Origin of the sequence: Marinobacter sediminum (genome assembly GCF_016820575.1) — a bacterium.
GTDB classification, from domain to species: domain Bacteria; phylum Pseudomonadota; class Gammaproteobacteria; order Pseudomonadales; family Oleiphilaceae; genus Marinobacter; species Marinobacter sediminum.
The window spans coordinates 516395-538695 of sequence record NZ_JAEMQH010000001.1; the positions used below are offsets into that span (position 1 = coordinate 516395).

20 protein-coding genes are annotated in these 22301 nt (G+C 61.1%); 7 read left to right on the top strand and 13 right to left on the bottom strand.

The window, feature by feature from the left end:
• Nucleotide 1: 1 nt before the first annotated feature.
• Nucleotides 2–364: a DUF6164 family protein gene (locus tag FGO67_RS02340; protein ID WP_203299121.1), complete on the bottom strand. Its 363-nt coding sequence runs from the start codon at nt 362–364 to the stop codon at nt 2–4.
• A gap of 87 nt (nt 365–451) precedes the next feature.
• Between FGO67_RS02340 and FGO67_RS02345 the strand changes: the two genes are divergently transcribed.
• From FGO67_RS02345 to FGO67_RS02360, 4 genes are read left to right on the top strand one after another with little or no spacing between them, the layout of a single operon-like run.
• Nucleotides 452–1900 (top strand): DUF2868 domain-containing protein, encoded by a 1449-nt coding sequence (locus FGO67_RS02345; protein WP_203299122.1) that lies wholly within the window; start codon nt 452–454, stop codon nt 1898–1900.
• Nucleotides 1897–3327, top strand: coding sequence for a GTPase/DUF3482 domain-containing protein (locus tag FGO67_RS02350; protein WP_203299123.1), 1431 nt, complete (start codon nt 1897–1899; stop codon nt 3325–3327). The genes FGO67_RS02345 and FGO67_RS02350 overlap by 4 nt, the downstream gene beginning before the upstream one ends.
• Before the next feature lie 50 nt (nt 3328–3377).
• The gene (locus FGO67_RS02355) at nt 3378–3773 is read left to right on the top strand and encodes an ectoine synthase (protein ID WP_138439788.1); all 396 of its coding nucleotides are present in this window, start codon (nt 3378–3380) and stop codon (nt 3771–3773) included.
• Nucleotides 3774–3782: 9 nt separating this feature from the next.
• A complete protein-coding gene (locus tag FGO67_RS02360) occupies nt 3783–4985 on the top strand; it encodes an MFS transporter (protein WP_203299124.1) in 1203 nt (400 codons plus the stop codon).
• Nucleotides 4986–5120: 135 nt separating this feature from the next.
• On the opposite strand, the gene FGO67_RS02365 is transcribed toward FGO67_RS02360, so the two are convergent.
• Nucleotides 5121–6296: a type III PLP-dependent enzyme gene (locus FGO67_RS02365; RefSeq protein WP_203299125.1), complete on the bottom strand. Its 1176-nt coding sequence runs from the start codon at nt 6294–6296 to the stop codon at nt 5121–5123.
• 218 nt (nt 6297–6514) lie between these two features.
• Here FGO67_RS02365 and FGO67_RS02370 point away from each other — a divergent pair, with 218 nt between their 5' ends.
• Nucleotides 6515–8866 carry a fatty acid cis/trans isomerase gene (locus tag FGO67_RS02370; protein ID WP_203299126.1) on the top strand — a complete coding sequence of 784 codons (2352 nt, stop codon included), beginning with the start codon at nt 6515–6517 and terminating at the stop codon, nt 8864–8866.
• A gap of 26 nt (nt 8867–8892) precedes the next feature.
• Here the strand turns inward: FGO67_RS02370 and FGO67_RS02375 are convergent, their stop codons facing one another.
• The gene (locus tag FGO67_RS02375) at nt 8893–9711 is read right to left on the bottom strand and encodes an ATP-grasp domain-containing protein (protein ID WP_203299932.1); all 819 of its coding nucleotides are present in this window, start codon (nt 9709–9711) and stop codon (nt 8893–8895) included.
• A gap of 151 nt (nt 9712–9862) precedes the next feature.
• Here FGO67_RS02375 and FGO67_RS02380 point away from each other — a divergent pair, with 151 nt between their 5' ends.
• Nucleotides 9863–10705: an eIF2B alpha/beta/delta subunit family protein gene (locus FGO67_RS02380; RefSeq protein ID WP_203299127.1), complete on the top strand. Its 843-nt coding sequence runs from the start codon at nt 9863–9865 to the stop codon at nt 10703–10705.
• Here FGO67_RS02380 and hrpB read toward each other — a convergent pair.
• The 6 genes from hrpB to FGO67_RS02410 all read right to left on the bottom strand — a co-directional run bounded on the left by hrpB (nt 10671) and on the right by FGO67_RS02410 (nt 17556).
• A complete protein-coding gene (gene hrpB / locus FGO67_RS02385; RefSeq protein WP_203299128.1) occupies nt 10671–13169 on the bottom strand; it encodes an ATP-dependent helicase HrpB in 2499 nt (832 codons plus the stop codon). The two genes, FGO67_RS02380 and hrpB, sit on opposite strands and share 35 nt — an antisense overlap.
• A 182-nt stretch (nt 13170–13351) precedes the next feature.
• Nucleotides 13352–14017 (bottom strand): SCO family protein, encoded by a 666-nt coding sequence (locus FGO67_RS02390; RefSeq protein ID WP_203299129.1) that lies wholly within the window; start codon nt 14015–14017, stop codon nt 13352–13354.
• A 148-nt stretch (nt 14018–14165) separates the two neighbouring features.
• A complete protein-coding gene (cyoE, locus tag FGO67_RS02395) occupies nt 14166–15077 on the bottom strand; it encodes a heme o synthase (protein WP_203299130.1) in 912 nt (303 codons plus the stop codon).
• Nucleotides 15074–16081 (bottom strand): COX15/CtaA family protein, encoded by a 1008-nt coding sequence (locus tag FGO67_RS02400; RefSeq protein ID WP_238942231.1) that lies wholly within the window; start codon nt 16079–16081, stop codon nt 15074–15076. Before FGO67_RS02400 ends, cyoE begins: the two co-directional genes overlap by 4 nt.
• A gap of 112 nt (nt 16082–16193) precedes the next feature.
• Nucleotides 16194–16838: a hypothetical protein gene (locus FGO67_RS02405; RefSeq protein WP_238942140.1), complete on the bottom strand. Its 645-nt coding sequence runs from the start codon at nt 16836–16838 to the stop codon at nt 16194–16196.
• Nucleotides 16819–17556: an SURF1 family protein gene (locus FGO67_RS02410; RefSeq protein WP_203299131.1), complete on the bottom strand. Its 738-nt coding sequence runs from the start codon at nt 17554–17556 to the stop codon at nt 16819–16821. Before FGO67_RS02410 ends, FGO67_RS02405 begins: the two co-directional genes overlap by 20 nt.
• Before the next feature lie 80 nt (nt 17557–17636).
• Here FGO67_RS02410 and FGO67_RS02415 point away from each other — a divergent pair, with 80 nt between their 5' ends.
• Nucleotides 17637–17843 (top strand): twin transmembrane helix small protein, encoded by a 207-nt coding sequence (locus tag FGO67_RS02415; RefSeq protein WP_203299132.1) that lies wholly within the window; start codon nt 17637–17639, stop codon nt 17841–17843.
• Between the two features lie 24 nt (nt 17844–17867).
• On the opposite strand, the gene FGO67_RS02420 is transcribed toward FGO67_RS02415, so the two are convergent.
• The 4 genes from FGO67_RS02420 to coxB are packed head-to-tail and all read right to left on the bottom strand — an operon-like array spanning nt 17868 to nt 22152.
• On the bottom strand, nt 17868–18755 hold the full coding sequence (locus tag FGO67_RS02420) for a cytochrome c oxidase subunit 3 (protein ID WP_203299133.1): 888 nt from the start codon (nt 18753–18755) through the stop codon (nt 17868–17870).
• A 16-nt stretch (nt 18756–18771) separates the two neighbouring features.
• Nucleotides 18772–19374 carry a cytochrome c oxidase assembly protein gene (locus tag FGO67_RS02425; RefSeq protein ID WP_203299134.1) on the bottom strand — a complete coding sequence of 201 codons (603 nt, stop codon included), beginning with the start codon at nt 19372–19374 and terminating at the stop codon, nt 18772–18774.
• Nucleotides 19375–19386: 12 nt separating this feature from the next.
• Nucleotides 19387–20970: a cytochrome c oxidase subunit I gene (gene ctaD / locus FGO67_RS02430; RefSeq protein ID WP_138439775.1), complete on the bottom strand. Its 1584-nt coding sequence runs from the start codon at nt 20968–20970 to the stop codon at nt 19387–19389.
• Nucleotides 20971–21027: 57 nt separating this feature from the next.
• A complete protein-coding gene (gene coxB / locus FGO67_RS02435) occupies nt 21028–22152 on the bottom strand; it encodes a cytochrome c oxidase subunit II (protein ID WP_203299135.1) in 1125 nt (374 codons plus the stop codon).
• Nucleotides 22153–22301: the final 149 nt, after the last annotated feature.

The following is a 22301-nucleotide window of genomic DNA, read 5'->3' on the forward strand; positions in this document are numbered from 1 at the left end:
ATCAGCCCAGGCGCACGAACGGCAGCAGGCTGACCCCGGCAATCACCACGATGGCAATCACCGCCGCCAGGGTGCGGACCGGGCGCCGTCGGATCATCGCCCAGATGCCACCGGTTTCACCGGCGGCCAGACTGGCCTCATAGGCTTGTCGCTGGGTCTGCAGACGCTGGCGCTGGTATTCATCCAACAGCTCCCGGGCGCGGGCAGCCTCGTCGTCATCATGAACCCAGAAGCCCCCCATGCTGATGCCCCACTTGCTCGGCGGGGTCTCGTAGTAGCGAATCTCGTGGTCTTCAAACAGCGCCCGGATTTCGTCGGCCTCGTCGTCGGGCACGTGACGCAGGTTCATCAGGTGATGGGGCATGGCAGCTCGTAAATTGGTATCGGTGGGCGGAATCCCTATATCCTAACATCAACGGATGAGACGCCGAATTCACCACCGGGATACTGCATGACAGACAGCCCCCTCCGACTGCTGCTGGATTTCGATGCCCGCAGCCAGCGAGACCAGGATCAGCCACCGGCCTTCCTGCACCGCCGCGATCGCAAATTCGCCCTGACCTGCGCGGAGCAGGGCCAGGCCCCGAATGCCCGGCGCTGGCTCGAGCACATGGCGCGTCTGAGCGGCCCCGGCAGCATAGCCAGCGCCGGCCAGAAAACCCTGCGTCTCTGGCGCCGGATCAATGCCGGCTTTGCCCTGGGAGGTGCCGTGTTCGGCTGCCTGACCATGCTCGGACTGCTGTTCTACGAGGGCGGCCAGCGCATCAACATCACCGTCATCCTGGCGTTTGTCGCGCTCCAGTTGCTGCTGGCCCTGTTCACCACCGCCCAGTCCCTGGCCGGCTGGCAGCCCTGGCGCTGGCTGGTGCGTCGGCTTGCATCAGAGCGCCACTCCGAAACCGCGTCCCGGCTTCAGCCCATGCTGATGACCCGGGCTGCCCACCTGGGCGGCATCTGCTTCGCGGCCACCGGCGTACTGACGCTGCTACTGATGGTGGCGGTGCAGGACCTGGCCTTTGGCTGGAGTACCACGCTGGATGCCGGTGCCAGCGGCTACCATCAACTGCTCACTACCCTGGCTACGCCCTGGGCGGCGCTCTGGCCAGCCGCGGTGCCGGATCTGGCCCTGGTGGAGGCAACCCGGTTCTTTCGGGCCGGGGCTGGCACCGGTGCCATTGCACCTGAACGCTGGGGCCATTGGTGGCCCTTTGTCACCATGCTGTGGATTAGCTGGGTGCTGATCCCGAGACTGCTGTTGTTCCTGGCATCAATCCTTTTGCTGCGGCGCAAGGCACGCCAGCTCCTGGCCAACCATCCGGGCATGCACGCGCTGCTGTACCGGATGGAAACGCCAACCCTGGATACCGGCAACCACCACAACGATGCCGCCGACCTGCCCGACACCGACACCCACACAAGCCTGCAGCCACTGCCCGACAGCAATCTGCTGCTGTGCTGGGCCGGCGCTGGCGAACCGGCGCTGCCGCAGACCCTGGTCGGCGAGCACACCCGCCTGTTCCGGGCCGGTGGCCGAGCCAGCCTGGCTGAGGACCAGGCGGCACAGACCGACATTGCCAATCAACTCGCCGCAAGTCCGGAACCCGCAGTGATTGTAATCACCCGCAGCTGGGAGCCGCCCACCGGTGAACTTGAGGACTTTCTTGCCAACGCCCGCGAGCTCTGGCCCACCGGAACCCGGGTCGCACTGGTGCCGCTGAGTCTGGACAGCGAACGGGAACCGGAGCCGCACCAGCTCAGCCAATGGCTGCGCTTTGCCGATCGGCTGGGCACCGGCTTTGCCAGTGTCAGTGTGCCGCGCCTGCACTGGCGGGATCCGCATACCGAATTGCTCCCCGAACCAGGCTTCGAGCCAGGTACAGAATCGAGGAAACTGCCGTGACGGCCGCCCCAGTCTTTGCCGTCGTCGGTCACCCCAACAAGGGCAAATCCAGTGTCGTGGCCACCCTGTCCCAGAACGATGCCATTGCCATTGCCCTCGAACCCGGCACCACCCGCCAGCGCCAGGCCTACCCATTGAGCGTAGACGGCCACACCTTGTATACCCTGGTGGACACCCCCGGTTTCCAGCGCCCGCGCCGGGTCCTGGAGTGGCTGCAGGCCCACAGCGTGTCGGCTTCCGATCACGCCCAGACCGTGCAGGCCTTTGTGACTCAGCACCAGGGCGATGGCCGGTTCACCGACGAATGCGAACTGCTGACGCCATTGGTAGACGGCGCCGGCATCATCTACGTGGTCGATGGCTCGGTGCCCTACAGCGCCGAGCACGAGGCCGAAATGACCATCCTGCGCTGGACCGGTCGCCCCAGCCTGGCGCTGATCAACAGTATCGGCAGGGACGACTACAGTGACACCTGGCAGGCTGCGCTCGGCCAATTCTTCCAAGTTGTGCGGAAATTCGACGCCGTTCGCGCACCTTTCGAACAACATCTCGGACTTTTGCGCGCGTTCGGACAACTGGAGCCGGACTGGGAAGCGCCCCTGGAGCAGGCCACGGATTTCCTCTCAGACCAACGTCTGAAACGCCGCGGTCAGTCAGCGGCGATCATTGCTCGTGCTCTGGAAGACCTGATGGCGTACCAGGAGAAACGCACCCTGACCCAGAACCAGAGCGCCGGCACCAGTGACGACTCCCTGGCCGAGCAACTGCGCCAGCGCTGGTACCGGCATCAACGACAACGGGAACAGTCCCTGCGCATCGACATCGAGCACCTGTACCAGCATCAGCGAATCCAGCGCCAGGAAGCGGAACTGGAGTGGCACAACGAGCACGACCTGTTTTCCGAGGACAGCCGCCGAGCCTGGTCGGTCAGCAAGCGTTATCTGGCGACCGCCGGCTTCGGTGCCGGCGCGGTCGGTGGAGCCGGCCTCGACGCCCTGACCCTGGGCCACTCCCTTGGCGCCGGGGCCTTGGTCGGAGGGCTGATCGGCGCCGCCGGCAGTTATTTCTACGGCGACCGGCTGATGCTGCCGGCCCTGCACATCGGGGCCCTGCAGGATGGCCTGAAAACTGCCACCTTCGGACCTGTACAGGACAGTCAATTCGGCTATGTTGTACTGGGTAGGGCAGTGGATCACTGGTGGCACATCAGCCAGCGCAACCATGCCGGACGCGAGCTTCTGGATCTGGAACCAGCAGACCATCACTGGCTCGAACACCTCGACAGGAGCAGCCGTCAGATCATTCAGCAGGTCTTCGACAAACGCCGAAAACGGCGGCCACTGGACGACCGTCAGCGACAGAAATTCATCACTGCCATCGAGCAAAGCATGGCCGCCTACGACCACTGGCGGTTGAATCGGGCGTAACAGGGATGTTTATACTGTTAGGCTGTTCCATCACACAATGGGGAATGTGAATGAAAATTGTACGAGTGCAAGACATCATTGGTACCGAACGCGAAGTTACCGGACCGGGCTGGACCAGCCGCCGGATGCTGTTAAAAAAAGACGGCATGGGTTTCTCATTCCACGAGACGATCATTCCTGCCGGTGCCGTACTGAACCTCTGGTACAAGCACCACCTGGAAGCGGTCTACTGCGTCGCCGGTAACGGCAAGATTCTGGACAAGGCCACCGGTGAGACCCACGAAATCACCGACGGCACCCTGTACGCACTCGACAAGCACGATCAGCACACCCTGTACGGCGGCACCGAAGACATGCGCCTGATCTGCTCCTTCAACCCGCCGGTTACCGGCCGCGAAGTGCACGACGAAGACGGCGCCTACCTGCCGGATACCAGCGAAGACTGATCTTTAACTGTGGCTGAAACACACGCCACAACCACACCGCCACCGCCAGCGCGACTGCTGCCGGTGGCGGTGCTGCTTTGGTTGGCCGGAGTTTACCTGCGCGTTCCGGTGTTAGTGGCGCCGCCGCTGGCACCCTTCATCAGCGACGAACTGGCGCTGTCCCAGGCTCTCACCGGCGCCCTGACCACCCTACCTATCCTGATGCTGGCCGTCGGCTCCATGCCCGGCTCGCTCTCCATCGCCCGCATTGGCCCCCGCAACACCCTGGCCCTGGCCATGGTAATCATGGTCATCGGCTCCGCCGGCCGCGGCCTGGTGCCCGACACCCTGAGCCTGATGATTGCCAGCGCCGTGATGGGCTTCGGAGTATCCATGATGCAGCCGGCACTGCCGGCCTTGCTGCCACGCTGGTTGGAACCGCATCATCTGGCGCTGGGCTCGGCGATCTATATGAACGGCATGCTGATGGGCGAATTCATCGGCGCCGGCATTACCCTGCCGGTACTGATGCCGCTGCTCGACAACAGCTGGCGCGCCACCCTGGTGGCCTGGTCATTACCGGCCCTGCTGGTGGCCGCCGCCCTGTTCCTGCCCAAACGGGACCGCGCCCGACCGGTACGGAAACCGGCCTGGCTACCGGACTGGCACAACCGACTCACGCTCCGGCTCGGCCTGCTGCTGGGCCTGTCCGGTAGCCTGTTCTTCGGCCTCAATGCCTACATGGCCAACCTGCTGGAGTCCCAGGGCCAGCTCGACAAACTGTCCGAGGCCCTGTTCTGGTACAACCTGGCCCAGGTCGCCGCGTCCCTGATCATGCTCAAAATGGCCCGACGCTGGGTCGGCCGCCGGGAAATCATCGCCACCCTCGCCAGTCTCGCCATCCTCGGCGCCATCGGCGCGGTTATCGCCAGCGGCTGGTGGTCCATCATCAGCGCCACCCTCATGAGCCTGGTCGCCGGCATGCTCCTGATCCTGCTGGTTGCGATCCCACCACTGGTGGTCTCCGCCGCCGAAACCGGCCGCCTGTCCGCCGGCACCTTCCTGGTCGGCTACACCGTCGCTTTCGTTGTCCCCATGACCGGCGGCCTCGTCGCAGACTGGACCGGCGACGCCCGCCACGCCCTGCTGATCATGATCGGCTACGGCCTGCTGGTGCTACCGCTGGCCTTCACTCTCGACCTGGAACGAAAAAAGGGCCAGCCTACAGGCTGACCCTTTTTTCGAACCTCACCTCCAAGGCTTGAAAGCCGTGGGGCGGGGTGCTTTTCCGCCGGGAAAAAGATGTCTGAGCGAAGCGAGTTGTTTTTCCCAGAGGAAAAGCACCCCGCCTCGCGGCCACCCCCAACTTTAGATGTAATAGTCCTTCAGCGGAGGAAAGCCATTGAACTCCACCGCACTGTAAGTGGTGGTATAGGCCCCAGTCGACAACCAGTACATCCGATCCCCAATCGCCAAGTTCAGCGGCAACGGGTACTTGTGATGCTCGTACATGATGTCCGCGCTGTCACAGGTCGGACCCGCAATCACACAGTCCTCGCCTTCACCCACCTTGTCAGTCCAGATCGGAAACTTGATCGCCTCATCCAAAGTCTCGATCAGACCGGAGAACTTACCAACATCGGTAAACACCCAACGGTGCAGGGCAGTGCGCGACTTACGGGAAATCAACACCACCTCACTCACCAACACACCGGCGTTGGAAATCAGCGAACGGCCTGGCTCAATGATGATCTCCGGCAGCTCGGCACCAAAATCCTCGTGCAGGAAGCGGGCAATCTCCTCCGCGTACACCTTCAGCTCGTTGGTTCGGGTGATGTAATTGGCCGGAAAACCACCACCCATGTTGATCATCTTCAGCTCAATGCCGTCTTCTTCGCGCAGACGCTCGAAGATTACCTTCACCTTGTTCAGGGCCGCGTCCCAGGCACCGATTTCACGCTGCTGCGAACCAACATGGAACGACACACCGTAAGGCACCAGGCCCAGATCACGAGCCAGGATCAGCAGATCCATGGCCATATCGGTCTGACAACCAAACTTACGGGACAGCGGCCAATCTGCCGTCAGCGTGCCTTCGGTCAGGATACGCACATACACCTTGGAGCCCGGAGCCGCCTTGGCAATGTTGCGCAGATCCGCTTCCGAATCAGTGGCAAACATACGCACACCTTTCTCGTAGAAGGTACGGATGTCCTTCGACTTCTTGATGGTGTTGCCGTAGCTGATGCGATCACCGGTCACGCCCAGAGCCAGAACCTTCTCCAACTCGTACACCGACGCGATATCAAAACTGGCACCCTTGTCCCGCAGCATGGTCAGTATCGGCTGAGCCGGATTGGCTTTTACCGCGTAGTACACTTTGGCGTACGGAAAGCCTTCCACCAGCTCGTTGTACTGACGATCAATAGTGGCGGTGTCGATCACCACAAACGGTGTTTCCTTGCCGTCGGCAAACGATTTGATGCGGTTAAACGTTTCGGCGTCGTAGTAATCGGCGATGTTGGCGTTGGCTGACTCAGTCATGGATAGTGTTTCCCTCCAATGGGCACACAGACATAAAAAAGGGGCACCACAGCATGGCTGCAGTCCCCCGGAATTGGCGCGATCATCGGGCTTTTTTAGGGTTCCGGATATGAGCATATCTACCCATAACCGAGCGCTTCCGGCACACTGACCGAGATCACCGGGCAAAGCGGTAACACCAGATTACTAACAAGCTGATTTAGAAAGGGAGTTTGAGCGTGGCAAAAGCATTTGCATTGGTATTTCTGGGCCTGATTCTGCTCAGTGGCTGTGCTGAAACGGTCGCCCCGCCCGAGACTCAGGCCCTGCCGACGCCCACCCAAACCCCGGTCAGTTTTAACGAAGACGTCCGGCCGATCCTGGAAACCAAGTGCCTGGCCTGCCACAGCTGTTTCGACGCTCCCTGCCAGCTGAAAATGGAATACGCCGATGGCCTGATCCGGGGCGCCCACCCGCAAGGGGTGTACAACGGCACCCGGCTGAACAAACAGGCCACCACCCGCCTCGGGATCGACGCCGAAACCGAACAACAGTGGCGGGACCTGGGCTTCTATTCCGTGCTGGCCCGGGGCGACCAGACTCGCAGCCTGTTCGAGAACATGATTCGCCTGGGCAAGCGCCACGCCTTTGCCCCCAACAGCAAGCTGCCTGAAGACATTGAGCTGGGCCTGTCCCGGAGCAACCAGTGCGTCAGCAACGACAACTTCGCCGACTACGCTGACGACCACCCTTACGAAGGCATGCCCCTGGCCGTGGCTGGGCTCACCGATGACGAGTACGCCACCCTGACCGGCTGGCTCAGCCAGGGCGGCGCCATCAGCCCCGTCAGCCCGGAAACCAGCACCCAGGAACAGGCACACATCGAGCGCTGGGAAACCTGGCTTAACGGTAAGTCCGATCGCCAACAGCTGGTCAGCCGCTGGCTGTACGAGCATCTGTACCTGGCGCACCTGTACTTCGAGGATGCCGGCGCCGACACCCGGTACTTCGAGCTGGTGCGTTCGCACACCCCGCCGGGACAACCGATCGACGTGATCGCCAGCCGTCGGCCCAACGACGCGCCCAATGGACCACTGCACTACCGGATCCGACCGGTGGCCGGCAGCATTGTGCACAAGCGTCACATCACCTTGGCCTTGGGCACCGAGGCATTCGAACGCACCCGCAGTCTGTTCGACACCGGCAACTGGCAAGTCGGCAGCCTGCCCGACTACAGCCGAAGCAGCCGCGCCAACCCCTTCGCCACCTTCAGCGCCATCCCGGCCCGGGCCCGCTACCAGTTCATGCTGGACAACGCCGAATACTTCACCCGCACCTTCATTCGCGGCCCGGTGTGCCGGGGCCAGATCGCCACCGATGTGATCCGAGATCATTTCTGGACGGTGTTCCACGATCCCGAAGACGACCTGTTCATCACCGACGCCGACTACCGGGACTCGGTCACCCCCTTGCTGGCACTGCCCGGCCAGGATGACGACCTGCTCGACCTGGGGGACAACTGGAGCCTGTACCGGGACAAGCGCAACCGCTACACCGAGCTGCGGAACCAGGCTTACCGTAACGCCTATCCTGAGGGTGCGGCACTGGACCACGTCTGGGACGGCGATGGCAGCAACACCAACGCCCTGCTGACCATCTTCCGGCATCACGACAATGCCTCGGTCCAACGCGGCCTTATCGGCCAGGTTCCGCTCACCAGCTGGTGGATGGATTACCCGCTGTTTGAGCGCACCTACTACGAACTGGTGGTGAATTTTGACGTCTTCGGCACGGTCGCGCACCAGGCCCAAACCCGCCTGTACTTCGATTTGATCCGCAATGGCGGCGAGCAAAACTACCTGCGACTGATCCCCCCGGGCGAACGGAATCAGGTCCTGCAGCGCTGGTACCAGGGCGCGGGCGACCTGAAGCTGAGCTTCAGCTACGCGGACATGGAGAACTCCGCACCATCCCAGGTGCCTTTCGCAACCAGCGCCTACAACGAAGAACTGGGCGCCCGCCTGCTGCTGAATTTCCGCCAGCTCAACGCCGAACGGGACGACCCGATTAACCGCTGCGGAGGCAAAGAGTGCGGGCGTAAAAACGAGGCACCGTGGATTCAGCGGGCTGATCGCCAGCTTTCAAGCCTGGCTGCGACCCGCGCCGAGTTCCTCCCAGGTATCCACTACCTGCCTGACGTCACTTTCGTTCGGGTCTGGAATAGCCAGGGCGAGCGCACGGTCTACACCCTGATCCGCGACCGTTCCCACAGCAGCGTCGCTTTCCTGTTTGGTGAAGACCTGCGTTACCAGCCCGAAAACGATCAGCTCACCATCTACCCGGGCGTGATTGGCAGCTATCCGAACTTCATGTTCGATGTGCCGGCGGATCAGCTCGGGCTGTTCACCGATCGTCTGGCGGCCTTAACCTCAGACCAGCAGGACAAGTTTGACCGCCTGGTGAGCCTCTGGGGTGTTCGTCGCACCCACCCCAGATTCTGGGAGACCCTGCACGACATCACCCAATGGCAGCGCGAACACCAGCCACTGCAGGCCGGCATCTTCGACATCAATCGCTACAAGAACCTGTAACCGGCTTTGGCGCGCCTGGCCCGGGCTCAGACCGCCGTTGGCCAGGCCGGTCTCGGGTCCGAGGGCTCCCGGGGGTCCGAAGGCTCACTGGACTGGCGCAGGTAGCCGAGGATGGCGTCCTGCAACTCGTGGCCGGCCGCCAGCCCCTTATTGCCGAACAGGCGATTGAACTCCAGGACATAGGGGTAGCCGTCAACCAGGGCGATATCGAAACCGGCGTGATCCACCCCCAGTTCCTTGGCCAGACTAAGGGCCAGGTCAGTCATCACCGCAGGCACCGGGCTGGTGTCGATGCGCCCACCCCGAGACACATTGTTGTAAAAACCTTGGTCGGCCTGAGTTCGCCAGTAGGCAGTCAGCACCTGATCACCAATCACCACCACCCGGGCGTCCCGGTCAATGGGCAGGTATTCCTGGGCGTAAAGTACATCGGTCACTTCGCAATAGCGTTGCCAGTCGGCCCGGGATTCGATCAGCCACACACCCTCACCCATGCTGGCTTTGGGCAGCTTGGCAACAAACGGATGCGGCATGGCCTGCCAGATTCGCTCCCGCTCGACCGGGCCATTGGCCTCGATCAAGGTCCAGGGCGTGTGTGCCGGTGCAACGGTCTGGAATGCTCGGGTCATCTCCACCTTGTCGTGGCCGATGTGGTAACTGGCCAGGCTTGGAAACACCCGGCATTTGAGGCCATGCACCAGGGCATTGAGCTGCCAGTATTCCGGGAACAGCACCCAATCCGCCTCTTGCAGCAGCTGTCGGTGTTGCAGGAACTGGTCTGGTTTTAGAACGGTGGTGTTGGGCAGGCCCAGGGTACGAAACACATTGAACGAAACGAGGTGCATGGTTACCGCCGCACGGTGGAAAAGTGAGCGCATTTTAACCAGTCCGGCCCCGCTGGCAAGCGTTTTATCAACACTTCGGTTCAGCCCCGCAATCGTCGCGAATTGGCGTTAGCCTGCTAAGCTTTGGATATAGCCACCGCGGACCGCGACCATGGCCAGACTCGATCCTGCTGCCCAAGCACTGCTCGATTCACTTCATGCCGATCACCAGTCGGGCGCTACCGAACTCACGCTGAAAATCCTGCGCGACTTGGCCGAGTATGTCCGCCTCGAACGTCCCAAACCTGGCAAGCTGACCGCCCTGCTAGACAAACTCCGGGACGCCCGGCCGAGCATGGTGGTCATCGCCAATGCCATGGCCCGGGTACAGGAGCGATTACAGGCACACAATAGTGAGCCGGTAACAGCCATTGAGGCGGTGCATGAGGAGCTTACGGTCGCCACGGACACCCTCATTAATCATGCCCGCAGCCATATTCCCGAAGGCGCAGTGATCATGACTCACAGCGCCAGCTCGGTACTGGAGCGGTTATTCCAACGCCTGATGGAGGAGCACGTTGGATTCTCGGTAATCTGCACCCAGAGCAGTCCCGGTCATGAAGGGCACCAGTTGGCCAGCGTGCTGAACAAGCTCGGCGTACCGGTAACCCTGGTCACCGATGCCCAGATGGGCATATTCGTCGCCACCGCGGATCTGGTGCTGACCGGTTGCGACAGCTGGCTGACCGATGGTCATTTCGTCAACAAGAGCGGTACCCGCTTACTGGCGTTGGCAGCCCGGGAACGCAGCGTTCCGTTCTGGGTCCTGGCCGACACCTTCCGGGACAGCAACGAGAGCAGCGATCGGGTCGTGCTGGAAGAGCTGCCAGCGGAGCAGCTCGGCGCCCCCAAAGGCCCGTTGATCATCGTGCGCAACGTCTACTTCGAGACCATTCCGCAACATCTGGTGACCGGGCGGATCAGCGAACAGGGCGTTTTTTCGTACCCTTTTTAGTACCCCGTTGCGCCTCCGCAGTGAACGGATCCTCGGGCCAGGGGTGCTTCGGGTAACGCCCGCGCATGTCCTTACGCACTTCAGGGTAGGCATTGCGCCAGAAACTGGCCAGATCGGCGGTAACCGCCAGTGGTCGCTGTGCCGGTGACAACAGATGAATCACCACCGGCACCTGACCACCAATCAGCGTAGGTGTTTCAGTCCAGCCAAACAGGGCCTGGAGCTTGGCAGCCAGCACCGGGCCATTGTCGGTGGTGTAATTGAGGGCCACCGACTGACCGGTGGGAATCGTCAATGCCTTCGGGGCCAGCGCCTCCAGCTGCTGTTGCTGATCGTAATCCAACAGACTTTGCAGCGCTTGTTGCAGATTCAGTCCTTGCAGGTCAGACCAGCGCTGCAGCCCGGGCAGGAAAGGGGCTAACCAGGATTCCAGACTGACCAGCAGGGCTTCGTCACTGACATCGGGCCAGTCATTGGGCCGCGTATTGGCCAACAACCGCACCCGTGCCTGCCATTGTCGGGCCGACTTGGTCCAGGGCAAGCTGGCCAGACCCTTTTGCCGCACGGCATTGAGCAAACCCTGCTGGATCAGTACTGGGTCCGGTTGCTTCAGCGCCTGCTCTGCCAGCACCAGCTCCCCCAGTTTGCGAACCCGGCGCGCAACCACCGTGCCTCGCTTATCATCCCAGACCGCTTCCTCGCGCTCATGGATATGGCTGGCGAGATCCTGTTCCAGATCCGCCAGGTCTACGGGTGCGGCCAGATAAATCATGGCTTCCCGCGCCTGGCCGTCCAGCTCGGCCGCCACCAGCCAGTCATGACGGGCGAAGGCATCGTCGTCCCGCAGGCTAGCGCCTCTGCCATTGCTAAGCTGGTACCGGGGCGCCTGACCGGCCCGACGCCGTCCGATCCGGTCCGGGTAGGCCTGGGCCAACAAGCGCCCGACTTCGGCTTCTGTCGAAAGCTGGTCGGCGCGATTATCTCTGACAGTAAGACGCTTGGCAGCCTGACGGACCGACTGCAGTCGCGCCGGATCGACACCGCCATGCCCACGCTCACCCTGAATCAGCCGGACCCGCTCGTGCAAATCCGCTCCCGCACCGGGCCGCAACAGATCCCGATCCCCCAGCAATGCCGCCAAATCGGCCGCCAAGGCGCCCAGCCCCAGGGCCCGGCCCCGCAAGACCATGTGCGCAAGGCGCGGATGCACCCCCAGATCCCGGGCCGCCTTGCCATGCTCGGTAATGGCACCGTCGGGCGCCAGCATATCCAGCCACTGCAACAACGCCACGGCCTGATGCCAGTGCGCCTGGGGGGGCGTATCGATCCAGGCCACCTGATCCGCTGAGCGCGCGCCCCACTGGGCCAGCTCGAGCACCAAGGGTGCCAGATCCGCCTCCTGGATTTCCGGCGGGGTAAAATCAGCCAGCCCAAACTGCTCGGATTCACTCCACAGCCGGTAACAGACACCCGGTTCAAGACGACCGGCTCGGCCCTTACGTTGCTCCGCCGAAGCCTTGGACACCCGACCGGTGATGAGCCGGGTCATACCACTGTTCGCATCGAACACCGCCCGGCGCTGCTGGCCGCTGTCGATCACCACCCGTATCCCCTCAATGGTCAGGCTGGTCTCGGCAATGGCGGTCGCTAACACCACCTTGCGCTGGCCTGGCATGGCCGGAGCAATGGCTCGATCCTGCTCGTCTGATTTCAGGTTGCCGAACAACGGTGTCACCACCACGTCGTCCGGGACCGCACCCTGCAACTGCTGAGCAACCCGACGAATTTCCCCGGCCCCGGGCAGGAATACCAGCACCGATCCGGTTTGCTCCTGCAGCGCCTCGTGAATGACCGCAACCACCCGATCAGCCATCCAGACCCGCCGAGCCTGAGCCGGCGCCGGCCGGTACAACACCTCCACCGGAAACGCACGGCCTTCGCTGCGCAGCACCGGCACCTCGCCAAGCACCCGGACAATAGGCGCGGTATCCAGCGTCGCCGACATCACCAGCACCCGCAGATCCTCCCGCAACGCCTGCTGGGATTCCCGCACCAGCGCCAGCCCCAGATCTGCCTGCAACGAGCGCTCATGGAATTCATCAAACAACACGGCGGCGTAATCTTCCAGCATCGGATCGGCCTGAATCAGCCGGGTCAGAATGCCCTCGGTCACCACCTCAATCCGGGTGGCTGACGACACCTTGGTATCCAGCCGAGTCCGATACCCAACCGTTTGCCCTGCCTTTTCGCCCAGCTGCTTGGCCATGAACCGAGCCGCCGACCGAGCCGCCAGCCGCCGCGGTTCCAGCATCAGAATAGTCTTTTCATTCCGCCAGGGCGCATCCAACAGCGCCAGCGGCACCCGCGTAGTCTTACCGGCACCAGGCGGCGCCTGCAGCAGCGCAGTGGTGGACCGTTCCAGGGTTTGCTTGAGTTCGGAGAGGATTTCGTCGATTGGGAGCATTTATTAGTTTGTGATTGAGGCCAGAATTGTCTTTACCAGCGATATCGGTTTCGTCAGCTAGAGAGGGATGGCGGGGTATTTATCCGCCAGAAATGGATGTCTGAGCGCAGCGAGTTCCATTTCCAAGGAAAAATACCCCGCCACCCCGATCAATCCCATACCCAACCAGTCCTAAAAAAGAATCAAGACCCCAACCGCTCCCGATTCTCCCTCGCCCACTCATAAATCCGCTCAAACGCCTCAGCCAGATCCTCAGGCTTGTGCGGCGGCTGCAGCACCGCGGCCAGCTTGCCATCGGGATTCAACAGCGCGAAGTGGCCACTGTGGTCCACCAGTAGCTCACCATCCACATCACGGTGAATGAACACCGCATTCAAGCTCTTCGCCAAAGAACGCAGAGTATCCAGATCGCCGGTCAGGCCGTGGAAGTTGTCCCCGAAGAAGTCGGTGTAGGCTTGAAGCTTCTCAGGAGTGTCGTGTTCCGGATCGGCGGTGACCAGCAGATAGTCCGGTTGCGGCAGCTCGGGTGACAGCAACTGGTCGGTGCGGCGCAGGTTGGCCATGGCCGCCGGACAGATGTCCGGACAATTGGTGTAGCCCACGAAGGCGAAGGTCCAGCGGCCCCGGAGACTTTCCCGGGTGACCGTTTCGCCCTGTTCATTGGTGAGGGTGAACTCCACCAGCTCCCGGGGCTGGTCATAAACATAGGTGTTCAGCTCGGCCAATACCGGCGCCGGCTCAGGTTCCTGGCCGCCGACCATGTAAACCTGACGCCCGATCACCAATCCAAAGATCAGAATAACCAGGAGCAGAAGCAGAAACAGTGTCAGGCGAATAGAGCTGTTCATTGGGGTTCCAATACCGAAGTCAGAGAAGCAGGCGGGAAGCGCCATCCGAAACCGTGCGGAGCCATGGATGGCGGAGCCGAGCGTACACGGACGTATTCACAGCGTGTTTCGGATGGCGCTTCCCGTTTGCGCAGGCACGGTGCCTGCGTCAGAAGAATACAAAATGATCGACAAGCAAGACCACAAATAGTGCCATCAGATAGGTAATCGAGTACTTGAAGGTCTTAAGCGCTACCCGGCGATCGTCGCCTTTCCAAAGGCGGATGGCATAGTGCAGGAACCGCAAGCCCAGCACCAGGGCGCCGATCAGGTAGATACCACCGGACATGCCGGTCACAAACGGCAGCAGGCTCACTGCCAACAGCATGAAGGTGTACAGCAGGATGTGCAGCTCGGTGAAGTGGTTGCCGTGGGTTACCGGCAGCATCGGAATGCCGGCCTTGGCGTATTCTTCCTTGCGGTGAATCGCCAGGGCCCAGAAGTGCGGCGGGGTCCAGGCGAAGATGATCAGCACCAGCAGCAGGGCATGGCCTTCCACCTGACCGGTGACCGCCGTCCAGCCCAGCAACGGCGGCATGGCACCGGCAAGACCGCCAATGGTGATGTTCTGTGGGGTCGCACGTTTAAGGAACAGGGTGTAAACCCCGGCGTAACCCACCAACGATGCCAGGGTCAGCCAGGCGGTCAGGGCGTTTACCTGCCACATCAACACCACCATACCCACGCAGGCCAGCAGGGTGGCGAACAGCAGGGCGTCCACCGGGGCAATCTTGCCAGTCGCTACCGGGCGTTTACGGGTACGGGCCATCACGGTATCGATCTTCTGGTCCACCACATGGTTTACCACCGCGGCAGCACCGGCCAGCAGGGCAATACCCAGGTTGCCATACAACAGCACCTCCCAGCCCGGAACCCCGGGGGCCGCCAGCAGCATGCCGATCACCGAGGTGAGGATCATCAGCGCTACGACTCTAGGCTTGGTCAGCTCCAGAAAATCGCGCCAGGTAATGGATTCGTTTGCAGTTGTCTGGGCCGGCAATGCTTCCACTCGTTCACTCATGCCGTAACCTCCCGGTTAATTGTTGTTGTGTGTATTGCACTCGCGGTGTTCAGTTCCGGTAACCGATGGTGGCGCCAGATCAGGTGCACCACCGTCACCAGCAGCCCCGCGCCCATCGCGTTGTGGGCAACGGCAATGGCCAGGGGGATATGCAGGATCACGTTGGCCAGCCCGAGCAGGATCTGCACGCCAAGTGCCAGCGCCACCAGGGCGATGGCCTGGGTCAGGCCCGATGCCTGCCGCTGGCGCCACATCAGTGCCAGCAAGACAGCGAAATAACCCAGGACAACCATGGCGCCAATGCGATGGGTCATATGAATAGCCACCCGGCCATCGGCGGTCAGCTGGCCACCCAGATAGTTGGGGCCAACCTGCTGGGTCACATCAAAGCCGTGCTGGAAGTCCATGCCTTCCGGCCACCACTGGCCCTGGCAGGTGGGCAGATCGGTACAGGCCACGGCGGCGTAATTGGCGGCAGTCCAGGCACCAAAGGCGATCTGCATCACTACCAGCAACAGGCCGCCATAGAGCCAGGGCCGGAAGCCTTGCCGCGGTGCGCCGGTGGTCCGGGGTTCCGGAGTTGCCTTCGTATGTCGGAGCCGAAGGGTGAGCAGGGCCAGCAGACTGAGGGTGGTGAAGCCGCCTAGCAGGTGCATGGCGACCACCTGGGGCCAGAGTTTGAGGGTAACGGTCCACATGCCAAAGGCGCCCTGAAGGACAATAAAGCCGGCAATGAATAGCGGCAGTTTGACCGGAACACCGAGCTTACGATGACGAAACGCATAGGCCGCCAAGCCAAACACCACCAAGCCGAGGGTGCCGGCGGCATAGCGATGAATCATTTCCGGCCAGCCTTTCTCGACATCCACCGGGGTGTCCGGGAAGCGAGCATTGGCAATGGCGATACTGGATTCGCTCTGGGGAACAGTGAGAAAACCGTAGCAGCCGGGCCAGTCCGGGCAACCCAGCCCGGCATGTACCAGTCGGGTCCAGGCGCCAAGCATGATCACCACCACAGCCAGCAGGGTGGCAAACAGGGCCCAGTTAAACAGGCGCCGGGCCTGGGGCGAAGAAGCTGACGACTGCTGATTCACACGCGAGTCCTCCACGGTGCGGTCATCCGATCTGGGAAATCTTGAGCAGGTGCTTGAGGTCCTTGAGCAGTTCTTTGCCGGTATTGTCGGAGCCGTAATGCATCATCAGATTGCCAAACGGGTCGACCAGCAGAATGCGCGGCTGGGACTTCGGATCAATGCCCTTGGGCCAGGCTGGCGTGGTGCCGGGCGCCGGAACCAGCCGTTCCATCAGGCTGTACTCCTTCTGCCAGCGGGCTCCCAGCTCCGCCGGGACACTGCCCAACACCGCTGCGCGAGACACCCGGTTGGCGTTCTTACCCAGGGCAATGTTGACCTGTCGTGCCAGATACAGCAGTTCCTCGCACTCGCTGGTGCAGTCGCCCGCGGCTACCAGCAGCAACCACTCGGGCTCGACCTCGTCCGGGCCAAACCGATCCGCCAGCGGCTTGCCCGCTGCAGTTTCAAGGTTCAGGGTTTGCACCGACACAACCGGCTGGATCAGGGTGCCATTGTTGGTATGACCGGCAGGATTCAGCCAGCCGGTGTAGAACATGATGGTGGCAAACACCATAGGGCCGAACCCGATGGCAAACAGCAGAATGGCGGTACGCCGACCCCGGCGGACCTGCTCGGGAGACGGTCCGTTGTTGTCATCGGATGCCTGGTTAGCCATTGTCGTTGTCATTATTGGCTCCTGTCTTTCGGTAGCTCGCAGCTACCGTCAATATACCCAGTGCGAGCGCCAACGCAAACCATTGTGTGGCATACCCGTAATGGGTTTGTGGTCCCATCCGATCGGGTGCCCAATCGGCGCGAAAAGCACCGGGCTGATCGCTGTCGGCCAATCGGATGATCGCCTCGGGAATGTCGGTGATTTCGTCGGCCACTACGGCCCTGGGCAGGCTTTGCACGCGCCGTGGCCAGCTGGTTTCAGCCGGGGTCTGATCATTCAGCACGGGCGGTTCCGGATACTCGCTGATGCGGCCAGACACCTCCAGCACGCCCTCGGGCGACGGCACCCTTGGCAGCTCTTCGCGGTGCCGAGGCGCCTGAACCCAGCCCCGGTTGACCACCACAGGCGGGCCTTGCAACGGCAAGAACAGGGTCAGGACCTCATAGCCGGGCATACCATCCCGGGTGCGGTTGTCCAGTAGCCAGTTATAGTCACCGAAACGCCCGGTCAACGTCACTGGCCGCCCCGAATCCAGACCTCGACTAACCAGCTCTGGCCAACTCAGGTCCAATGCTTGCTGCTGCCACTGTTCCAGCTGTGCCTGCTTTTGTCCGGCCCGGTCCAGCTGCCACAGCCCCAGACCAATCAGCAACGGCAAGAAAACCCCGGTGAACAGCATCAGCCGCCAGTCCAGGTGCCAGTGACGGGCTCTGCCCTGCGGATCAGACATGCTCTGCTATAGTGATCTCTGGGGTTGCGTGGTTGCCGCCGGCCCACCCGTTCACTTCATCTGCAGCACCGGGATATTCCATGTTGAAAGCCGTAATCGTTGTGTTAATGCTGGCCGTGGTGGTCAGTCTGTTCAGTGGCCTGTTTTTTCTGATCAAGGATGGCGGTAAAACCAATCGGGTGGTGAACTCCCTGGCGGTCCGGGTCACGCTTAGCATACTGCTCCTGGCCTTGATTCTGATTGCGCTGTGGCAAGGGAGCCTGACCCTGAATCCGACTCCCTTTTAACCGTCTTAATCCCGTTAATCCTGCTCAAATGATGTAAACGAAGATGAACAACCCCAACCAGACCACGTCCACGAAGTGCCAGTACCAGGCTGCAGCTTCGAAACCGAAGTGGTTGTCAGCAGTAAAGTGACCCTTGTTGATGCGCAGCAACATGATGATCAGCATCAGTGAACCCAGCAGGACGTGAGCACCGTGGAAGCCCGTCAGCATGAAGAAGGTGCTGCCGTAGATCCCGGAAGCCAGGGTCAGGTCCAGATCACGATAGGCGTGGATGTACTCGTAGCCCTGGACAAACAGGAACACCAGGGCCAGGACGATGGTCAGGCTAAGCCAGAGCTTGGTCTTTGTCCGATTGCCCGCCTTCAAGGCATGGTGGGCCACCGTCACGGTGAAGGAAGAGGTCACCAGCAATAGGGTGTTGATCAGGGGCAGACCCCAGGCACTGATGACCTCTTTGGGTCCAGGGAACGCCTCCGGGTTCGGGTTTTCTACCAGTGGCCAGGTTGCCCTGAAGCCGTCCCAAAGCATGGCCGAACTGCCGCGATCACCTTCACCACCCAACCAGGGCACGGCGAACACCCGCACGTAAAACAAAGCGCCAAAGAAGGCGGCAAAGAACATCACTTCTGAGAAAATAAACCAACTCATACCCCAGCGAAAAGACCGATCCATCTGATCACTGTAGAGCCCGGCCCGGCTTTCCTGGATGACATTGCCGAACCAGCCGAACAGCATATACGCCATGATCACGGCGCCTATCATAAACAGGAACCAGGAGCCGTCAGTGCTCTCGCCCTGCTTGCTGTTCACCATGATCGATGCCACCCCGTAAAGGGTTAAACCCAGGCCGACGGTGGCAATGATTGGCCATTTGCTCTGTTCCGGAACGTAGTAGCTCTGATTATCCGCCATGACAATCTCCGATGGCTTAGCCGTTTTCGTTTGTTGTTGTGATAGGTCGATCCGTGTCTGACACCGTGGCCGTTTTACTCTGATCGTAGAGCGTATAGGACAGGGTCAGCTTGGTAATGTGCTCGGGCAGATCCCGGTCAACGATAAACACCAGCGGCATCTCGGTACTTTCACCCGCCGCCAGGGGTTGCTGGTTAAAGCAGAAACACTCGGTCTTATGGAAATACAGGGTACCTTCGGACGGCGACAGGCTTGGAACCGCCTGGCCTACCATCGCTGCTCCGGTCGGGTTCTGGGCGAAGAAGGCAACGGTCACCGGCTCACCGGGATGAACGTCGATGCTCCGGGTCACCGGCCGGAAGGTCCAGGGCATGCCCGGGCCGTTCTGGGCCAGGAACTGCACCTGCACCGTGCGGGTGACATCGGCCTCGGCCGCCGCTACTGCCTCGTACCGGCCACCAGTCTTGCCGTTGATGCCGGTGATTTCGCAGAACACGTCGTACAGCGGCACCAGGGCAAAGCCAAAGGCAAACATGCCCACCACACCGGCCAGGCACCAGGACACCACCCGCGCATTGGTGCGAGGGCGTGCTTCGGGTGCCGGAGTGCGCTCGTCCATCTCGGGCCTCGCCTACTTCACTTCCGGGGGCGTGGCGAAGGTGTGGTAGGGCGCAGGTGACGGAACCGTCCACTCCAGGCCTTCGGCACCATCCCAGGGCTGGGCGGCAGCCGCCTTACCACCACGAACACATTTCACCACAATGAACAGGAACAACAGCTGGGTAGCCCCGAACATGAAGGCGCCAACACTGGAGACCATGTTGAAATCGGCGAACTGCAGGGCGTAATCCGGAATCCGCCGCGGCATGCCCGCCAGCCCCAGGAAGTGCATCGGGAAGAACGCCAGGTTCATGCCGATGAACGACAGCCAGAAATGGGTTTGGGCCAGGGTTTCGTCGTACATGTGGCCAGTCCACTTCGGCAGCCAGAAGTAGGCAGAGGCAAAGATACCGAAGATCGCACCGGGCACCAGCACGTAGTGGAAGTGTGCCACCACAAAGTAGGTGTCGTGGTACTGGAAGTCAGCCGGAGCAATGGCCAGCATCAGGCCCGAGAAACCACCGATGGTGAAGAGGATCACGAAGGCGACCGCAAACAGCATCGGGGCCTCGAAGCTGAGCGCGCCGCGGAACATGGTGGCCACCCAGTTGAACACTTTCACCCCGGTGGGCACCGCAATCAGCATGGTGGCGTACATGAAGAACAGCTGGCCGGCGATGGGGATACCCACGGTGAACATGTGGTGGGCCCAGACCACGAACGACAACAGGGCAATAGCACCCACCGCGTACACCATGGAAGCATAGCCAAACAACGGTTTGCGGGAGAACGCCGGGATGATGTGGGAGACCGCGCCGAACGCGGGCAGGATCATGATGTAGACCTCGGGGTGGCCGAAGAACCAGAACACATGCTGGAACAGCACCGGGTCGCCGCCACCGGAGGCATCAAAGAAGCTGGTGCCGAAGTTGATATCCATCAACATCATGGTGACCACACCCGCCAGTACCGGCATCACTGCAATCAGCAGGAACGCGGTGATCAGCCAGGTCCAGACGAACAGGGGCATTTTCATCAGGGTCATGCCCGGGGCACGCAGGTTCAGAATGGTGGCAATGACGTTGATCGCGCCCATGATCGAGGAGATCCCCATGATATGGACGGCAAAGATAAAGAAGGTGGTGCTCGGTGGCCCATAGGTCGTCGACAGGGGTGCGTAGAAAGTCCAGCCGAAGTTGGGCGCACCGCCTTCCATGAACAGGGTCGAAACCAGGATCAGGAAGGCACAAGGCAGCAGCCAGAAACTCCAGTTGTTCATCCGCGGCAGCGCCATGTCGGGGGCACCGATCATCAGCGGCAGCATCCAGTTAGCCAGGCCGACAAACGCCGGCATGACGGCCCCGAACACCATGATCAGACCGTGCATGGTGGTCATCTGGTTGAAGAATTCCGGTTGCACAATCTGCAAACCGGGCTGGAACAGTTCCGCCCGAATGACCATCGCCATGGTTCCGCCAAGCAGGAACATGGCGAAACTGAAGATCAGGTACATGGTACCTATATCTTTGTGGTTGGTGGTCAGCAGCCAGCGGCTGAAACCTTTAGCCGGGCCGTGATGATGATCCTGGGCGTGGGTATCTGCAACCGCACTCATGAAAACCCCCGTTACCGCCATTTATTGTGGCTGGTGATATCTGTTATCTGGCGTTGATTACTGCTCGTTCTTGTAATCAAAAATCTCTTTCGGCGTGACCATTTCGCCGGTGTTGTTACCCCAGGCGTTTCGCTCGTAGGTAATCACCGCCGCCAGGTCCACCTCGCTCAGCTGGTTGCCGAAGGCCTGCATCGCAGTCCCGGACTTGCCGTTGACCACGATATCGATGTGGGCGGCCATGTCCTCGAGCGCAATCTTGCTGCCCTTGAGGGCCGGGAAGGCCGGGGGCGCACCGCTGCCGTCCGCCTGGTGACAGGCCGCGCAGGCAGTCTGGTAGGCTTTCTCGCCGCGTTCCATCAGCTCGGCCATGGTCCAGTCTTTCTGGGTCAGCTCACGCTCTTTTTCGGCCGCAACTTTCTGCTCAGCCACCCAGGTGTCGTATTCCTCCTGGGGTACGGCCTTCACCACCACCGGCATGAAGCCGTGGTCCTTGCCGCACAATTCGGTGCACTGTCCACGATAAGTGCCGGGCTCATCGACCCGGGTCCAGGTTTCGTTGATGAAGCCGGGGATGGCGTCTTTCTTCACGCCAAAGTCTGGCACCCACCAGGAATGAATCACGTCATTCGCCGTCAGCAGGAAACGCACTTTCTTGCCCACAGGGATGATCAGGGGGTTGTCCACTTCCAGCAGGTAGTTCTCACCTTTGGCCTGCCGGTTGTTGATCTGGTCACGAGGCGTGGAGAGGTTGGAGAAATAGCCGAAATCTTCGTTGATGTACTCGTACTGCCATTTCCACTGGTAGCCGGTGACCTTGATATCGACATCGGATTCGGTGGTGTCGTACATGTCAACCAGGGTGGCGGTGGCCGGGATGGCCATGACAACGAGGATAACAAAGGGAATGATCGTCCAGAGAATCTCCACCAGCGTGTTCTCGTGAAAATTCGCAGGCTTGTAACCCTGAGATTTTCGATGGGCGAAGATGGACCAGAACATGACTCCGAACACCACGACGCCAATGGCGACACAGATCCAGAGAATGATCATGTGAAGGCTGAATATTTCGTTACTGATGCCGGTCACCCCGGGGGTCATGTTCAACGTCCAGTCCGCCAGGGACACGGCCGGGAACATAAGACCACCTATCAGGGCACCTGCCCGCTGAGCGTGCACGCGCATACTGTGTCTCCACAGAGTGTTATTCTTGTCGGATTTGCGTTATCCCACTGATTTTTCGGGCGCTCGCATACACCCTGGAATCAGTGTGGAAGCCTGCTTATGGATACCTCAGAAACGAGTATAGACACAGATCCGAAAAAGGCTAAAAA

What these genes read in the sequence shown, in the direction of transcription:
- FGO67_RS02340 (WP_203299121.1), bottom strand. Translation starts at nt 364, where the DNA reads ATGCCCCATCACCTGATGAACCTGCGTCACGTGCCCGACGACGAGGCC.
- FGO67_RS02345 (WP_203299122.1), top strand. Translation starts at nt 452, where the DNA reads ATGACAGACAGCCCCCTCCGACTGCTGCTGGATTTCGATGCCCGCAGC.
- FGO67_RS02355 (WP_138439788.1), top strand. Translation starts at nt 3,378, where the DNA reads ATGAAAATTGTACGAGTGCAAGACATCATTGGTACCGAACGCGAAGTT.
- FGO67_RS02365 (WP_203299125.1), bottom strand. Translation starts at nt 6,296, where the DNA reads ATGACTGAGTCAGCCAACGCCAACATCGCCGATTACTACGACGCCGAA.
- FGO67_RS02375 (WP_203299932.1), bottom strand. Translation starts at nt 9,711, where the DNA reads ATGCACCTCGTTTCGTTCAATGTGTTTCGTACCCTGGGCCTGCCCAAC.
- FGO67_RS02380 (WP_203299127.1), top strand. Translation starts at nt 9,863, where the DNA reads ATGGCCAGACTCGATCCTGCTGCCCAAGCACTGCTCGATTCACTTCAT.
- hrpB (WP_203299128.1), bottom strand. Translation starts at nt 13,169, where the DNA reads ATGCTCCCAATCGACGAAATCCTCTCCGAACTCAAGCAAACCCTGGAA.
- FGO67_RS02390 (WP_203299129.1), bottom strand. Translation starts at nt 14,017, where the DNA reads ATGAACAGCTCTATTCGCCTGACACTGTTTCTGCTTCTGCTCCTGGTT.
- cyoE (WP_203299130.1), bottom strand. Translation starts at nt 15,077, where the DNA reads ATGAGTGAACGAGTGGAAGCATTGCCGGCCCAGACAACTGCAAACGAA.
- FGO67_RS02400 (WP_238942231.1), bottom strand. Translation starts at nt 16,081, where the DNA reads ATGCTTGGCGCCTGGACCCGACTGGTACATGCCGGGCTGGGTTGCCCG.
- FGO67_RS02405 (WP_238942140.1), bottom strand. Translation starts at nt 16,838, where the DNA reads ATGACAACGACAATGGCTAACCAGGCATCCGATGACAACAACGGACCG.
- FGO67_RS02410 (WP_203299131.1), bottom strand. Translation starts at nt 17,556, where the DNA reads ATGTCTGATCCGCAGGGCAGAGCCCGTCACTGGCACCTGGACTGGCGG.
- FGO67_RS02415 (WP_203299132.1), top strand. Translation starts at nt 17,637, where the DNA reads ATGTTGAAAGCCGTAATCGTTGTGTTAATGCTGGCCGTGGTGGTCAGT.
- FGO67_RS02420 (WP_203299133.1), bottom strand. Translation starts at nt 18,755, where the DNA reads ATGGCGGATAATCAGAGCTACTACGTTCCGGAACAGAGCAAATGGCCA.
- FGO67_RS02425 (WP_203299134.1), bottom strand. Translation starts at nt 19,374, where the DNA reads ATGGACGAGCGCACTCCGGCACCCGAAGCACGCCCTCGCACCAATGCG.
- ctaD (WP_138439775.1), bottom strand. Translation starts at nt 20,970, where the DNA reads ATGAGTGCGGTTGCAGATACCCACGCCCAGGATCATCATCACGGCCCG.
- coxB (WP_203299135.1), bottom strand. Translation starts at nt 22,152, where the DNA reads ATGCGCGTGCACGCTCAGCGGGCAGGTGCCCTGATAGGTGGTCTTATG.